This window comes from Paenibacillus sp. NFR01 (genome assembly GCF_900111565.1).
GTDB lineage: Bacteria > Bacillota > Bacilli > Paenibacillales > Paenibacillaceae > Paenibacillus_AQ.
The window spans coordinates 2,044,501-2,060,464 of the sequence record NZ_FOIK01000001.1 but is presented as its reverse complement, the minus strand read 5'-3'; the positions used below and the strand labels follow the sequence as shown (position 1 = coordinate 2,060,464).

11 protein-coding genes are annotated in these 15,964 nt (G+C 54.3%); 10 read left to right on the top strand and 1 reads right to left on the bottom strand.

The annotated features are described in order from the left end of the window. Nucleotides 1–5: 5 nt before the first annotated feature. The 3 genes from nirB to BMW84_RS09545 are packed head-to-tail and all read left to right on the top strand — an operon-like array spanning nucleotide 6 to nucleotide 3,586. Entirely contained in the window at nucleotides 6–2,432 is a 2,427-nt protein-coding gene (gene nirB, locus BMW84_RS09555; RefSeq protein ID WP_091067080.1) for a nitrite reductase large subunit NirB, read from the top strand. 20 nt (nucleotides 2,433–2,452) lie between these two features. Next, entirely contained in the window at nucleotides 2,453–2,773 is a 321-nt protein-coding gene (gene nirD, locus BMW84_RS09550; protein ID WP_091067078.1) for a nitrite reductase small subunit NirD, read from the top strand. 27 nt (nucleotides 2,774–2,800) lie between these two features. Next, nucleotides 2,801–3,586, top strand: coding sequence for a formate/nitrite transporter family protein (locus tag BMW84_RS09545; protein ID WP_091067075.1), 786 nt, complete (start codon nucleotides 2,801–2,803; stop codon nucleotides 3,584–3,586). Nucleotides 3,587–4,226: 640 nt separating this feature from the next. Here BMW84_RS09545 and BMW84_RS09535 read toward each other — a convergent pair. Further along, entirely contained in the window at nucleotides 4,227–4,943 is a 717-nt protein-coding gene (locus BMW84_RS09535; RefSeq protein WP_091068234.1) for a Crp/Fnr family transcriptional regulator, read from the bottom strand. Between the two features lie 445 nt (nucleotides 4,944–5,388). Here BMW84_RS09535 and BMW84_RS09530 point away from each other — a divergent pair, with 445 nt between their 5' ends. The 7 genes from BMW84_RS09530 to BMW84_RS09500 all read left to right on the top strand — a co-directional run bounded on the left by BMW84_RS09530 (nucleotide 5,389) and on the right by BMW84_RS09500 (nucleotide 15,925). Next, on the top strand, nucleotides 5,389–7,695 hold the full coding sequence (locus tag BMW84_RS09530; RefSeq protein WP_091067069.1) for a glycoside hydrolase family 65 protein: 2,307 nt from the start codon (nucleotides 5,389–5,391) through the stop codon (nucleotides 7,693–7,695). Then, complete coding sequence (locus BMW84_RS09525; RefSeq protein ID WP_091067066.1) at nucleotides 7,692–9,977, top strand: glycosyl hydrolase family 65 domain-containing protein; 2,286 nt, start codon at nucleotides 7,692–7,694, stop codon at nucleotides 9,975–9,977. Before BMW84_RS09530 ends, BMW84_RS09525 begins: the two co-directional genes overlap by 4 nt. A 21-nt stretch (nucleotides 9,978–9,998) precedes the next feature. After that, complete coding sequence (gene pgmB / locus BMW84_RS09520) at nucleotides 9,999–10,634, top strand: beta-phosphoglucomutase (RefSeq protein WP_091067064.1); 636 nt, start codon at nucleotides 9,999–10,001, stop codon at nucleotides 10,632–10,634. Between the two features lie 256 nt (nucleotides 10,635–10,890). After that, nucleotides 10,891–12,663, top strand: a complete 1,773-nt coding sequence (locus tag BMW84_RS09515) for a cache domain-containing sensor histidine kinase (RefSeq protein ID WP_091067061.1) — start codon at nucleotides 10,891–10,893, stop codon at nucleotides 12,661–12,663. Nucleotides 12,664–12,678: 15 nt separating this feature from the next. Next, a complete protein-coding gene (locus BMW84_RS09510; protein WP_091067058.1) occupies nucleotides 12,679–14,007 on the top strand; it encodes a response regulator in 1,329 nt (442 codons plus the stop codon). A 138-nt stretch (nucleotides 14,008–14,145) separates the two neighbouring features. Beyond that, nucleotides 14,146–15,051, top strand: a complete 906-nt coding sequence (locus BMW84_RS09505; protein ID WP_254772952.1) for a carbohydrate ABC transporter permease — start codon at nucleotides 14,146–14,148, stop codon at nucleotides 15,049–15,051. A gap of 1 nt (nucleotide 15,052) precedes the next feature. Then, nucleotides 15,053–15,925, top strand: a complete 873-nt coding sequence (locus BMW84_RS09500; RefSeq protein ID WP_091067052.1) for a carbohydrate ABC transporter permease — start codon at nucleotides 15,053–15,055, stop codon at nucleotides 15,923–15,925. The last annotated feature ends 39 nt before the right edge of the window (nucleotides 15,926–15,964 follow it).

Genomic DNA, 15,964 nt, shown 5'->3' with positions numbered 1-15,964 from the left:
ATTAGATGCCTAAAGGAAAAGAGAAGTTGGTATTGATCGGGAACGGCATGGCAGGGATCGGCACCATAGAACAGATTATTAAGCTCGGCGGAGCCTACGATATTACCGTATTCGGCAGCGAGCCTTATCCGAATTACAACCGGATTATGTTGTCCTATGTGCTGGAAGGCAGCAAAACGATCGAAGACATTATTTTGAACGACCGTAAATGGTATGAAGACAACAAGATTACGCTGCACACGAGCTGCGCAGTGGCCCGCATTGATACGGAGGCCCGGCAAGTCATTGCCGAAGACGGCACCAAAGTTCCTTATGACAAAGTCATCGTAGCGACAGGCTCCACCTCCTTTATTCTGCCGGTACCGGGCAGCGACAAGGAAGGCGTCGTCGGGTTCCGCGATATCGCAGATTGTGACGCGATGGTGGAGGCAGCCGGTGTGTACCGCAAAGCAGCGGTCATCGGCGGCGGTCTGCTTGGACTGGAAGCAGCCAAAGGCCTGGTTAATCTCGGCATGGACGTTACTGTGGTCCACCTGCTGGAAGACCTGATGGAACGCCAGCTTGACCGAAACGCTTCCTCTATGCTGCAGGCAGAACTGGAGCGTCAAGGCGTTAAATTCGCCATGGGCAAGCAAACGGCGGAACTGACCGGCGATGCCCGGGTGACAGGACTGCGTTTCAGCGACGGGACCGAACTTGAAGCCGATTTTGTCGTAATGGCTGTCGGCATCAAAGCGAACACCGCCGTTGCGCGGGAGAGCGGCATCGCCGTGAACCGCGGGATTGTCGTAGACGACTTTATGCGTACTTCGGTACAGGATGTATATGCAGTGGGCGAATGCGCCGAGCACCGCGGCACGGTTTATGGCCTGGTAGCTCCGCTGTTTGAGCAAGGCATGGTTCTCGCTAAAGTGCTGTGCGGCGCTCCGACGCAGCCGTATGAAGGTTCGGTGGTCTCCACCAAGCTGAAAATTTCCGGAGTAGACGTGTTCTCCGCCGGCGAATTCACAGAAACCTCCGAGCATACCGTCATCTCGGCTAAAGACGACTGGAAACGTACCTATAAAAAGATTCTCCTGAAAGACAACAAAATCGTCGGCGCCGTGCTGTTCGGCGACGTCAGCGATTCGGCAACGCTGCAAAAGCTGGTCAAGCAAGGCGCAGAAATGACCGATGACCTCTACGCTGAAGTCATGGGCACCGGCTGCTGCGGAGGCGGCGAGAAAAAGAAGGGCCTCTCCGTCGAAGCGATGGCCGATGAAGAAATCGTCTGCGGCTGTAACGGGGTCACCAAAAAGGCTATCGTCGATGCCGTAACCGAAAACGGCTTTACGACGGTCGACGAGATCAAAGCCCATACCGGAGCTACCCGTTCCTGCGGCGGCTGTAAGCCGATGGTTGAACAAATCCTGCAATTCGTACTCGGCGACGGCTTCCAGCAATCGGCCAAGCAAGGCATTTGCGGCTGTACGACGCTCAGCCGTGATGAAATTGTTGCCGAAATTCAGGCCAAAGGCTTGTCGACCACCAAGGAAGTCATGAATGTGCTTGGCTGGAAACAGCCTGAAGGCTGCTCCAAATGCCGTCCGGCCGTCAACTACTACCTTGGCATGCTGAATCCGGACACGCATGAAGACGAGAAAGAATCGCGTTTCGTCAACGAACGGATGAGCGCGAACATTCAGAAGGACGGCACGTTTACCGTCGTTCCGCGGATGTACGGCGGGGTTACGACGCCGGAGGATCTTAAACGGATCGCCGATGTTTCGCTCAAATATGACGTCAAAGTCGTTAAGGTTACCGGCGGACAACGTCTTGACCTGATCGGCGTCAAAAAAGAAGATGTGCCGAAGGTTTGGGAAGAACTCGACATGCCGTCCGGCTATGCCTACGCCAAATCGCTGCGCACGGTCAAAACCTGCGTCGGCTCGCAGTTCTGCCGCTTCGGCACCCAGGATTCCATGGGCATGGGCGCATTGCTTGAACGCAAATACGAACGGCTCGACTTCCCGGCCAAGTTCAAAATGGCGGTTAACGGCTGCCCGCGCAACTGTGCGGAATCCTGCACTAAGGACATCGGCATCGTCGGCAACGACGGCGGCTGGGAGATCTTTATCGGAGGCAACGGCGGGATCAAGCCGCGGATTGCCGACTCGTTCTGCAAGGTGAAGACCGACGAAGAACTGATTGAAATCTGCTCCGCCGTCATGCAGTTCTACCGCGAGACCGGCAACTACCTGGAACGCACCTCGGAATGGGTGGAACGCATGGGACTGGAGAAGATTCAAACCGTTATCCTGAATAACGAAAATAACCGCAAAGAACTCGCCGCCCGGATGGAATTCGCGCTTTCGCAGGTCTCCGATCCATGGCAAAAGATGCTCGGCGACGAGGACACGCGGACAGCACTGTTCGAGAAAACACAAGCTTAAACGAGGGGCGGATGAGAAACATGGAACTGACCGAAAAAGTATTCAAAGTTGGCGCGGCGGAAAGCTTTCTGCCGCAGATCGGCCGGGTTGTGCAGGCCGGCGAAATCGAGCTTGCCGTATTCCGCATTTCGGACGGCCGCTTCTTCGCCGTAGAGAACAAAAATCCTCATCCGAAAGGCGGGCCGCTCGCCGAGGGGATCGTCTCCGGCAAGTATTTGTACGACCCGCTGTATGACTGGAAAATCGATCTTGAGACCGGCGACGTGCAGGCGCCGGACCACGGCAAGGTACGGACGTTCCCGGTACGCCTGGAAGAAGGCGCGGTAATTATTGCAGTATAACAATTTATTAAGAATGGCGGGGAAACGATGTTCACACAAAACGTGGAAACCATTGTAGAAACGGCGGTAGGCAAACGGGATAAGATGAATGAAAGCTTACCCAAATACTTCTTGGCCGCACTGCTGGCCGGCGCTTATGTCGGAATCGGCATTATCCTAATTTTCACGCTCGGCGCGCCGCTGGCCGCCATCAAATCGCCGTTTCAGCCGCTCGTCATGGGGACGTCCTTCGGGATTGCCCTGACGCTGGTCGTGTTCGCAGGCTCGGAGCTGTTTACCGGCAACAATATGTTTTTTACCGTCAGCACGCTGGCGGGCCGAACAAGCGTCTGGGACACGCTGAAGAACTGGATTGTTGTTTTCCTCGGCAATGTGGCCGGAGCTGTCGTCCTGGCGCTGCTCATTCAGGGAACCGGCCTGTTCAAAGCCGCCCCTGCCGAGCACTTGATCTTCGTAGCGGCGGCAAAAAAGATGACGCTGCCGTTCTCTGAGCTGTTTTTCCGCGGCATTCTGTGTAACTGGCTTGTCTGTCTCGCCCTGTGGATGTCCTCGCGCGCCAAAAGCGAAAGCGCCAAGCTGGTGCTCATCTGGTGGTGTCTCTTCGCTTTCATCGCCAGCGGTTATGAGCACAGCGTCGCCAATATGACGCTGCTGAGCGTAGCGCTGCTGCTGCCAAACCATCCGGACACCATTACCCTTGCCGGCTGGATGCACAATATGCTGCCGGTCACACTGGGTAACATCGTCGGCGGCGGAGTATTCGTCGGCATGGCATACTGGCTGATTTCGCCGGTACGCAGCAAAAATAAGTAACAGCAAGCAAAGAGCAAGCACCTTACTGATTGCCGTTCTGTGGCTCCCTGGAGCCGTGGAGCGGCTTTTTTGCGTCCCGAAGACCGGTTAGGGGACAGTCTACTCCTCTAATTTTGCAGAACCAACATCCCAATGCCAACGCAAACACGCCAACGCCCCAACACCGACCCCAACGTGCCAATACCAACATTCCGACCCCTTGGCGCGTCCCTTACGGACCTGAGAGCCGTTATTTGCCTTCCAACTACTGATTTTCAGCATTTTGGCGGCCAATAACGGCTTTGATGTCCGTTGCAGCAGGAAATAGGCGTATTTCCCGTAAATAGCGGCGCTCATGTCCGTTAGGGCGTCGCATGAAGGACACTATGCAATCTCTTAGGCACCTGTTACCAGCAAAAGGTCACGCGACATCATCCGAGGACCAACAATGCGAGACTCGGTTCCTCCTTTTGGGATGTGATGTGCAGCGGGAAGCCTGGGAAGGCGCCGGCAGGGATGGGAGTCAGAAGCGAGCCCAGGCACGGATGGCGCAAAAAAAAGACGCCGCGCGGGCGTCTGTGACCACTCTATTATTTTTTTGAATATGCTAGGGTCAAATATGTTTCATTGAGGAGAATAGAGGGTAAGATGAATAAGGAAACTAAATCCGGCAGATTTCGTTCGGACACAGCTCGCAGTGGCAGATGTCCTGCAGCATGCCGAGGTCCTTGATAACGATCATGCCGTTTTCGTATTCCACCGCATCCTTTTTACGCAGATCGCTGAGCATGCGGTTGACGCTCTCACGGGTGGCACCGATCATGTTGGACAGATCCGTATGCGTAATCTTTTTGTTGATCAGAATGCTTTCGCCGTTCTTCTCGCCGTACGTGTTGCCGAGACGGATCAGCGTGGAGCAAAGCGCGCCGGGTTTGCCGTACATCATCAGATCGCGGAACTTGGTTTGGGTCAGCCGGTGATGGATGCCCATCCATTTCATAAAGTCGATGGCAAAATCGCAATGCTGGCAAATCAGGATCTCCAGATCCTTTTGTTCAATAACGCCGACTTCGCTTTCTTCGATGACTTCGGCGGTAAAGCTGTGTTTCGTGCTGAAGAACGGGTCTGCCTGACCCACCATGTCGCCGGCTTGATACATATAAAGAATCAGTTCTTTGCCTTCGTCAGTCGATTTGGTCAGCTTCACGCGGCCGCGTTTGAGATAGAACAGTTTATCCGAATAGTCACCTTCCCAGAAAAGATGCGAGCCTTCCGGAACGGTGCGTTCTTTCATCGTGACCAGCAGTCGGTTGAAATTCTGTTCGGAGAAACAGTTCGTATTCCCGTGGGCTTCGATAACATTGTAGTATTCCTTTATCATAATCGATATCCCCTTTATTCCCTCAGTTTTTCAGTAAATTTTAAATTAATTATACATTGAAATCCCTCATTATGGTTAAGAATTTTCGCGAAAAAGTGTCGAAATTTCAACATTGTGATTATTTTCACTTCTAATGTGTGAGATTTGATATGTTTTACGTGGCGGAAGTCTCCGGGGTTTCAAAAAAAAGCAGCGTTCTCGTGCAGTTGTCGCGGGATAAGCTGCTTATTTGGCGTACATCCGTTTGCGTTTTAGGCCACCATGATATAGATCATATCTGAAACCGCCGTTTCTTTCAACTCCGTAAAAATGCACATAACTCTGTTACAGCCTGACATTGGCCTCGGCTACGGTGCGGGCTAATCTAGGAGGTGAGCGTCCGGAAAGCTTGCGCGCCGCGCGGGCATCCCCGGAAATACCTCGGGAGAAGGAGAAATCAGAGATGGCAAAAGTAGCGGACAAATATTTAAAGGTAGATCCGTGGGCAGTAATTGAGGAAGGTTTTGATCCACAGCGGAACCGGGTGTCGGAATCGATTTTTTCGCTCGGCAACGAATATATGGGCGTCCGCGGGTATGCGGAGGAAGGCTATGGAGGCGACATGCTGCTCGGCAGCTATTTCAATGGCCTATTTGAGGAAAATCCGGTAACCAACCATTATAAAGGCATCATCCGTTTCCTGCGCTACATGGTCAGTGCGGTGGACTGGCTGTACACTCGGATTACGGTGGACGGAGAACAGCTCGATCTCGCCTCCAGCAGCGTCAGCGGCTACAAGCGTACGCTGGACTTCCGCACAGGCACGTATACGCGCGAATTCGTCTGGAAGCTGGGCAGCGGCAAAGAGCTGAAGCTGCGTTTTACCCGGCTGGTCAGCATGACGAACGCCAATCTGGGGCTGCAAAAGATCGAGTTTGAGCCGTTGAACTTCTCGGGCGAAGCCGACATCGTTTCCGGCCTAGATTTTGGCACGATTCATGAAGAGCGGCATCAGTGCATGTGGAACGAGCTGCGCGGCGCAGCATCCGGCGCGGTGTCTGCGATCATGGCCGAGACCTTGACCACGAAGAACCGGCTGTTCTCCGCGTTCACGCTGAAATCTTCCCAGGCGATTGACGCGCAGGAGGTCCGGCGGGATAAATTTATCGGAAAAAGCTTTAAGCTGAAGCTGACCGAAGGCGAGACTGCGGATTTTGCCAAGCTGGCATTCAACTATTCCGCAGCCGTAAGTCCGCTTAAGGATGACGCGCTTTGGACCGAAGGCCTTAAGCTTGCGGAAGAAGCGGTAAAAGCCGACCCGGCGCAGGTGATTGCCGATCAGGCCGCTTATTGGAAAGGCATCTGGGAATCCAGCGACATCGTCATCGACGGCGATCCGGAGAACCAGCAGGGCATCCGCTTCTGCATTTTCCAGCTCTACCAGACCTATCACGGGGATCATCCGGGCTTCAATATCGGAGCCAAGGGTTTGACCGGCGAAGCATACCGCGGACTGGCTTTCTGGGATACGGAGGCGTACTGCCTGCCGTTCTACCTGTTCAATAATCCGAAGGCGGCCAAAAGCCTGCTGGAATTCCGCTACAAAACGCTGCCGCAAGCGATGGAACGGGCCAAGGCCGTTGACTGCGAAGGCGCCTGCTACCCGATTTCCACGATCGACGGCACGGAAAGCTGCGACCTGTGGCAGCACTCCAACCTGCAGCTGCATGTCGGCACCGCGATTTCCTACGGCATCTGGCATTATGTGAAGAACACGGGAGACCGTGAATTCCTTCATGAAAAAGGAGCCGAAATGCTGATCCAGATCAGCCGTTTCTATGCAACCCGCGGCCAATGGGGGCAACGCAGCGGCGAATACGGCTATTTTGGCGTTATGGGGCCGGACGAATTCCAGCTCATGGTCAACAACAACTGCTACATCAACCTGATGGCCAAAAAATCGTTCGAATACACGCTGGTCACGTTGTCCGAAATGAAGGAGCAGGCACCCGAGCTGTACGCACAGCTTGCGGCCAAAACCGGGCTTCAGGCCGAGGAACTTCAGAACTGGAGCAATCAGGCGGAGCATATGCGCATTCCACTGGAAGAGGCAACCGGCGTATACGAAGAGCATGACGGATTTTTCGATCTGCCGCATATCGACATCCATTCGATTCCGGTTACGGAATTCCCGCTGTACTCCAACTGGTCTTACGACCGCTTGTACCGCTACGACATGATCAAGCAGCCGGATGTGCTGATGTTCATGTTCCTGTACAGCAGCGAATTCACGGAAGAAGCGAAACGGATCAACTACGAATATTACGAGCCGAGATGCATTCATGAGTCGTCGCTTTCGCCGTCCATTCATTCGATCATTGCCAGCGAGATCGGCAAACATGAGGAAGCCTATAATTTCTTCGAATTCGCGACCCGTCTGGACCTGGACAACTACAACCGCAATACCCGCGAAGGCCTGCACACGACTTCGATCGCGGCAGCCTGGATGAATATCGTATACGGCTTCGGCGGCATGCGATCCGACGGCGAACGCCTGAGCTTCCAGCCGTCGCTGCCGGAACGGTGGAGCTCGTACAGCTTCAACGTAACCTGCGAGGGCGTGCTGCTGAACATCGCCGTCACCAAAGACATGGTGATGATCACCGCGCCGCAAGGCGGCAGCACAGAGATCGTCGTTTACGGCCAAACGGTGAAAGTGGATGCGGAAGGCGCCAAGCTGGCCCGCCGCGAAGGGACGGTTGTTCTATGAGCTGGACGGTCAGCGACACTTCGTATGAAGAACGTCTGATTACGACGAACGGCAACAAATACATGACCGGCAACGGCTACCTGGGTTACCGGGGCACGCTGGAGGAATACGGCAAGGCGCAGCTCACTGCCGTGACCCTGGCCGGCCTATACGACAAAGCCGGCGATAAGTGGCGCGAGCCGGTCAACGTGCCAAACGGTTTGTTCACCGTGCTCCGCTATGGTGAGCAGAAGCTTAGCGTGCTTGAGCACGCACCGCTCGAACACGTGCAGGAGCTGGATATCCGCAGCGCGGTACACCGCCGGGAGACGGTGTACGCGCTGGAGAACGGAGGCCGGCTGACTTTTGCCGCCGAACGTTTTGCCAGCATGGAGCTGCTGCATATGCTGGCCAGCCGGTTGACCTTGCAGGCGACGCACGACTGCAAGGTTGTTATCGAGACAGGGATTGATAGCGACGTCTGGGATATCAACGGTCCCCATCTGTTCGGCCGGCAGGAAGAGCTGCAGGGCGAGACGCTGGTATCGAGCGCTATTACCGGCGAGCTGAAACTGCCGGTGGCCGTCGCCGAGCGGACCGTATGCAGCTTCGGCGAAGCGGTGGCCTCCGCAGCGGGAACGCGCCGGATCATTACCGCCGAACTGAAAGCCGGCGAAACATATGAATGGTTTAAATACGCGGCCGTATACACCGGCCTGGATGCGGAGGAGCCTGTTACCGCTGCCGTGCATGCGGTGACGGCCGCCGCGGAAGCCGGTTACGGCAAGCTGCTTGCCGCACACCGCCAAGCCTGGGAGGACCGGTGGGCGCACAGCGACTGCCGGATTGAAGGGGACGATGCCGCGCAGTTTGCGCTGCGCTACAGCATCTATCAGCTGCTGATCATCGCGCCGACCGGGTCAGAGAAGGTGTCGATTCCGGCCCGCGGTTTGTCGGGCCAAGTGTATAAAGGCGCTGTGTTCTGGGATACGGAAATGTTCATGCTGCCGTTTTTCCTTCATACCGATCCCGCCGTTGCCCGCAACCTGATGATGTACCGTATCCACACGCTGGACGGGGCGCGCCGTAAGGCGGAGGAATACGGCTATCTGGGCGCTTTCTATGCCTGGGAGAGCCAGGACAGCGGAGACGACGCCTGTACGCTGTTCAACGTCAACGACGTGTTTACCGGACGTCCGATGCGCACGTATTTCCGCGACAAGCAGGTGCATATCAGCGGGGATGTCGTGCACGGCCTGTGGCAATATGTAACCTTCACCGGCGACGACAGCATCCTCCGGGACGGCGGGGCGGAAGTTATTTTCGAATGCGCGCGTTTCTTCTATTCCTATGCTTACTACAATCCGGTTAAAAAACGTTTCGAAATCCTTGATGTTACCGGCCCGGACGAATACCATGAAAGAGTGAACAACAACGCCTTCACGAATGCGCTGGTCCGCGAGACGCTGGACATCGCGCTGCAGACGGCGCAGTTAATGAAGGCGAAATATCCTGAAGCCTGGAATACCCTGGAGTCCCGCTTTGCCGGTGGCCCGTTCCTTGGCGAGTTCACGGAAATGCTGGAGCAATTCTATATGCCGCAGCCGGACCCGCAGTCGCTTGTCATCGAGCAGTTTGACCGTTATTCGACGCTGGAGGATGTGGCGCTGCCGGATCTGAAAGCCCGGGTCATTCATAAGAACGAATACTGGGGCGGCGGCAACGGACTGGCGACCACCACCAAGATTCTGAAGCAGGCCGACGTTGTGCTGATGCTTAATCTGTTCAAAGGCTCTTTCAGCCAGGAAGTTAAAAAAGCCAACTGGGAATATTACGAGCCGCGGACGGAGCATGGCTCCAGCCTCAGCCCGTGCATTTATGCGCTGGTTGCGGCGGATGTCGGTATGCCGGATTGGGGTTACCCGTATTTCATGCGGACGGCGACGGTGGACTTGACCGGCGAGTCGAAGCAATACGTCGGCGACCTGTACATCGGCGGCACGCATCCCGCCGCGAATGGCGGCGCGTGGATGGCGGCGGTGCTCGGCTTTGCCGGCCTGCAGTTCGACGGCATTGCGGTACGCCTGAACCCGTCTCTGCCGAAGGCCTGGACGGCGGTGGAACTGCCGGTCGTGCTGCGGGGCAACATCTACCGGCTGCGCGTCAGCCGCGAGGCGGTGACGGTAACCGCAGCGGCGGAGAATACCGAAGCGCTCGCGTTCGGGTTGACCGGGACCGAGCCAACGCCGTGTAAACCTGGCGCGGAGCTGAACCTTTATACAGCGGCGGCAGAACATAAATAAACGATAAAAGGGAGAACGTACATGCTGGAGCAAATGAAAGGTGCAATTTTCGATCTGGACGGCGTCATCGTCGACACCGCCAAATACCATTTTCTCGCTTGGCGCTCGCTGGCGGAGGAGTTGGGTTTTGTATTTACGGAAGAGGACAACGAACGATTGAAAGGCGTCAGCCGGATGCGTTCGCTCGATATCCTGCTGGAGATCGGCGGCCTCACCTTCTCCGACGACGAGAAGCTGGCGATGGCGGACAAGAAAAACCGCCTCTACGTTGATTACATCTCGCGCCTGGATGAATCAGAGCTGCTGCCCGGCGTGCGGACGTACCTGCAGTCGCTGCGGAAGCAAGGGATTGGCATCGCGCTTGGCTCGGCCAGCAAAAATGCGGAGTTCATCTTGGATAAGCTGAACATCACCGGACTGTTCGACGTCATTATCGACGGCAATAAGGTCTCCAAAGCCAAGCCCGATCCCGAGGTGTTCGTAAAGGCGTGCGAGGAGATGAAGCTGACGCCGGCTGAGTGCGTCGTCTTCGAGGATGCCGAGGCGGGCGTTGAGGCCGGCAAAGCCGCCGGTATGCAGGTGGTCGGCATCGGCAGCCCGGAAATCTTAAAGCTGGCTGATTACGTCGTGCCGGGATTGTTCGCATTGAACGTCTGATTTCTTGAATTGAAAAATGCCGTTTGAATCTTCATCCAAACGTCCCGCTGCACATGGCCCCGCCATCGTCGGCGGGGCGTTTTTGTGCGCTGCCCCGAGCATCTGCCTGAAGATATCAAATAAGCGAGCTTATTTTAACCTGAATTAAAAATGCGTACAAATAAACATAATCATCTTTAAAATAAACCTATGTAAGCGTTTCGCCGTTTGGTATATTATTTATCCTGGAGGTGTATCCAGTTTGTTGTCTTCATTAATGAAACCGCTGCTCCGGCTGAACGTCAAGCAGCAGCTGATTTTGCTGTTCGTCATCATGCTGACGCCGATCATCATATTGAACAGCTATGGCAACTATAAGGCGGAGCAGATCCTGAAACGGCATGTGACGAACGCTTACGTTGAGCTGAACAAGCAAAACTTTGCCATTATCAACCGGGATATCGATACCGTCAGCAAAATCACGAGCACCGTCATCCAGAACCCGATGATCCAGCAGCTCAACATGTCCGGCGATGATGAAATTCTGGAACGGCTTTCCCGCTATGAGAGCATTGAGAAGCTGCTGCTCAGTTATTCGCAGGGGGCGGAACGGGGAGACGGCATCTATTATTCGCTCTACGTGTATGATCCCGACAACTACTATTTTTTCGCGCCGAATTTTCCGCAGGTGAAGAAAGCGGGAGTCTATTTTTTCTCGAAGGATGAAAAGCCCGTCTGGTTCGATCAGGTGGTGGAGAAGAAAGGGCGCGGTTACCTGATGTTCACCGAACGGCTCAGCGATCAGGCCGAAGCCGGCAAAACGCTGACCTATGTGCGGGCCGTCAACAATATTTACAAGGCGTCCAAAACAATCGGCGTGCTGGTCGTCACCAAGATGGACACCAAAATCGGCGAGTCGCTCAAATCGGTCTCCCTGCCTGAAGGGGAAATTTACCTGACCGACCTGAACAACCGGGTGCTGGCAGCTACGAATAATTCCACCGGCGACGTGATCGACTTGCCGACTGGCGCCGAAAGCGGCGATCCCGATGGAACCCATGATGTCATTACCAGCGACTTTATTTACGTCGTGAACAACAATCATGCGCTGGGCCAAAAGCTGGTCTATAAAATCCCGGTCAAAGCGCTTTTGCAGCAGCAGAGCGAAATGAAACGGGTCATTCTGTACATAACCATCGCCTATGCGCTGTTCGGCTTGGTGATTATTACGTATTTCTGGCGCTCGCTGATGATGCCGCTGCAGAAGCTGGCCTTTTTCGTCCGCAAATATGAGCCGGGCCACCGTGTGCCGGAGACGCCTCGCCGGGGCAGCAACGATGAGGTTAGTCTGCTGATCTCTTCCACCTACGACATGGCCCGCCGGTTGAACGACATGATCCTCTATAAATACCAGATGGAGCTTAAGCAGAAGGAATCGCAGCTGCAGTTGTTATATCAGCAGATCAATCCGCATTTATTGTACAACACGCTGGAGAGCATCTATTGGAAAAGCTCGCTGGAAGGAAACGCCGAATCCGCGGAAATGATCAAGGAATTGTCCAAGCTGATGAAGATCAGCCTGAGCCGCGGACGGGAGCTGATTACGCTGGAGGAAGAGCTGGAGCATGCGAACGCCTACGTCAAATTGCAGCAGCACCGTTATGAGTACGCCTTCTCCGTGAACTGGCAGATTCAGCCGGATACGCTGACCAACCTGATTCCGAAGGTGTCGCTCCAGCCGCTGATCGAAAATGCGATGATCCATGGCGTCAAGAATATGGAGGAAGACGGCGAAATTCTCATACGCGCCCGAACCGAAGAGGATACCGTTATCGTTACAATCGAAGACAACGGCTACCGCAAGGTAGATTATGAAGCGATCGAGCGGGTGCTCCGCGACGAGAACCCGGGCAGCGGCTATGGCATACGAAACATCAATCAGCGTATCCAGCTGCATTTCGGGCCGGAATATGGGCTGAGGTACGCCGCGCGTGACGGCGGGGGGACCGTGGTTACCATAAGACTGCCGCGGTCGGACCAAACGAACTAGAGAGGGGATAATGTCATGTTCAACATTCTCGTTGTGGACGATGAGCCGCTGATTTGCAAGGGGCTGAGCAGCCTGCTGGCTTCTTCGGGCCTGGAGATTGATCATATCTATACCGCGAGCAGCGGATTCGAGGCGCTGGACTGCATCCGCATGGAGGAGATCGACCTGCTCGTGACGGATATCCAGATGGGAGCTATGAGCGGCATCGAGCTGATGCAGCATGCTAAATTGATGAAGCCGTGGATGCAGACCATCGTCATCTCCGCCCACGAGACGTTCCAATACGCCCAGATGGCGGTCCGGCTTGGAGCCAAAGATTATTTGATCAAACCGCTGAACAGCGAGCAGTTTCTCGACTCCGTGCGCAGCGTCCTGCTGAAGATGGACAAGAAGACGCCCGAGCTGGCCAGCTACATGGCCGGATTCGGGGACAATTTCCGTCTGGAGGAGACGCATCCGAAGCTGAACAAGCTGCTCAGCGAGCTTTTGGAGGAACCGGAGACCGTTCTGAATGATCCGAAACGTGCGCCCGAGCTGGCCGATTTGAAGCTGAAAGGCCCCTTTTTCTCGGTGCTCAAAATCAAGGTGCCGCTGCCGGAGCATATTCCGGATAAAAGCTACTCCGAACGCGACCGGGAACTGTTCAAATACGCCGCGCTGAATATTGCCAAAGAACTGCTCGACCAGGAGTGGAACTCGCTGGCCTTTTATTCTCCGGACGGGCTGATTACCGCCGTTATCCAGTGGAATGAAAAAGAATACGAGGAGTCCTCCTCCGGGCAGATCAGCCGGCTGGACGTGCTGGGGCGGAGCCTGCATTTCAATATCCACAAATACCTGCATTTGAACGCGGTCATCGGCATTAGCCAGATCCTGAAGGGACTGTCGTTTATGGAAGTGCTGAACCGGCAGGCCTCCAAAGCCATCCTGTGGAACCGCGAGCACAGCGACCATTATGTGTTTTACTACGGCGATTTCAATTGGAACAACTACGCCGCCGATCCTTCCGACGAAGAACTGCACACGCGCAGCAACCAGATCGTGCAGAAGGCCAAGGAATATATCGAAGAGAATTATGCGCAAAAGGGGCTTACGATCCACGAGGTCGCCAAGAAAAACCATGTCAGCCCCAACTATCTGAGCTATCTTTTTAAGAAAAATACCGGCCATAACCTGTGGGAATACGTTATCAAGCTGCGCATGGAGGAGAGCCGCGAGCTGATTTTGGGCACGGATCTGCGCCGTTACGAGATTGCCGAACGGGTCGGCTACGAATCTCCCGAGCATTTCAGCAAAATCTTCAAAAAGTATTACGGCATCAGTCCCAGCGAGCTGAAGAAGTAAGAACGCTTACGACTTCGATAGAACTGCACATGTTCAGCGCCTCCCGCTTTTTCTAGAATTAAGGTAGGAGGCGCTTTGCTTTGTCCGCGCGCTGAAAGACGATAAGAAAGAGGGAGACTGATGAGCCAAACCGCTGTAATGGAAAAAGACGTACAGGCGAAGTTGAAAGGCATGCCGTACAAAGAGAAACGATGGAAAAAACATTTATGGGGCTACCTGTTCCTTGTACCCGCACTGGCCATTTTTATCATGTTCATGTGGGTTCCTATTTTTAAAGGCTTTTTGTACAGCTTTTATACTGTGGATTTTGTCAAAGGCAACACCTTTGTCGGCTTTGACAATTATCATAGAGCCTTGACCGACCCGGATGTATGGACGGCCTTGAAGAATACCTTCTACTATATGGGCCTTTGTTTGATCATCGGCTTTTGGGTGCCGATCGCCTTTGCGATCGCGATTTCCGAGCTGAGAAAATTCGGCGGTTTCGTACGCGTCGCGGCTTATTTGCCTTACGTGATGCCGGCCGTCGTGCTGTACGGCCTCTGGAGATGGCTGTATGACCCGGTAGGCCCGATCAATGCCCTGCTGGGCTCGCTGGGACTGGACAATGTTGCTTTTCTAACCGACAGCAGGTGGTCCATGATCTCGCTTGTCTTTATGGAGACGTGGCAGCAGTTCGGTTCCGGGATGCTGATTTATTTGGCAGCCGTGCTGAGCATCCCGCGCGACTGGTACGAGGCGGCTGAGATCGACGGCGCAGGCGTCTGGGCGCGTATCCGCCACATTACACTGCCTTCGATGCGCAACCTGATTATTTTGATGCTGATCCTGCAGATCATCAGTACCTCCCAAGGGTATCAATCGCAGATGGCCCTCCTTGACGGCGGTCCGAACAATACGACGTTGACCTACGCGCTGCTGATCGTGAAATATGCGTTTACCAGACTGGATTACGGCACGGCGACGGCGCTCGGCATGCTGATGTTTGTTGTCCTGGGCGGTTTGGGCATCTTACAGTTCAAGCTTAACAAGGAGGACAACTAAAATGAGCAGCTTTGAAAGAGGAATTCTGTCGGAACACGATCTGAAAAAGACCGGCAATAAGGTCGTTTACGGAATTATGGTCTTATTCATCGCATTGATGGTGTTCTCCATGTTGTATCCGATTCTGATGACGATGTTCAACGGCCTGAAGTCCAACCAGGAGGTTAATTCCTTTCCGCCGCATTTCTTCCCGAAAGAATGGCATTTCAACAATCTGAAGGAAGGCTTGAATTATATCGACCTGCTGATGTTCCTGAAGAATACGTTCTTTATTTTCGTCGGCAATATGGTCATTACGCTTGTGGTGCTGGGGATGTCGTCCTTCAGCATTTCGCGGATGAATGTCCCGGGTAAGAAAGTATTCTATTTCTTCTTCCTGATGACGCTGTTCATTCCGGCGGCCAGCTATATGATTCCGAACTTCGTCAACCTGAAGGAGCTCGGCCTGCTGAACCAATATGCAGCGTTCTGGCTGCCTGCGGGGGCGAATACATTCTACTTCCTGCTGCTGAAGAACTTCTTCGACGGTCTGCATCCCGAAATCTTCGAAGCCGCGCGGATCGACGGCGCTTCGGAGCCGAGAAGCTTCTTCACGATTGCCGTTCCGCTGTCGGTGCCGATTTTTGCCACGCTGGCGATCTTTATTTTCTCCACCGCATGGAACGACTGGTTCTGGCCGTCGCTCGTCATGCACAGCGAAGACAAGTACACGCTGGCTACGGCAATTTATAAATACGTCATTAACGTCAAGGCTTTGAACAATAATATCAAGTTTGCGATCCTCTTCATGGTTTCGGTGCCGCCGATTCTCGTATTCCTGCTCTTCCAGAAATTCATTATGCGCGGCGTATCATTGTCTGCGGTAAAAGGGTAAAATCAGGTGTTGGTTTTCACTCTGCTAAATCGTAAACCT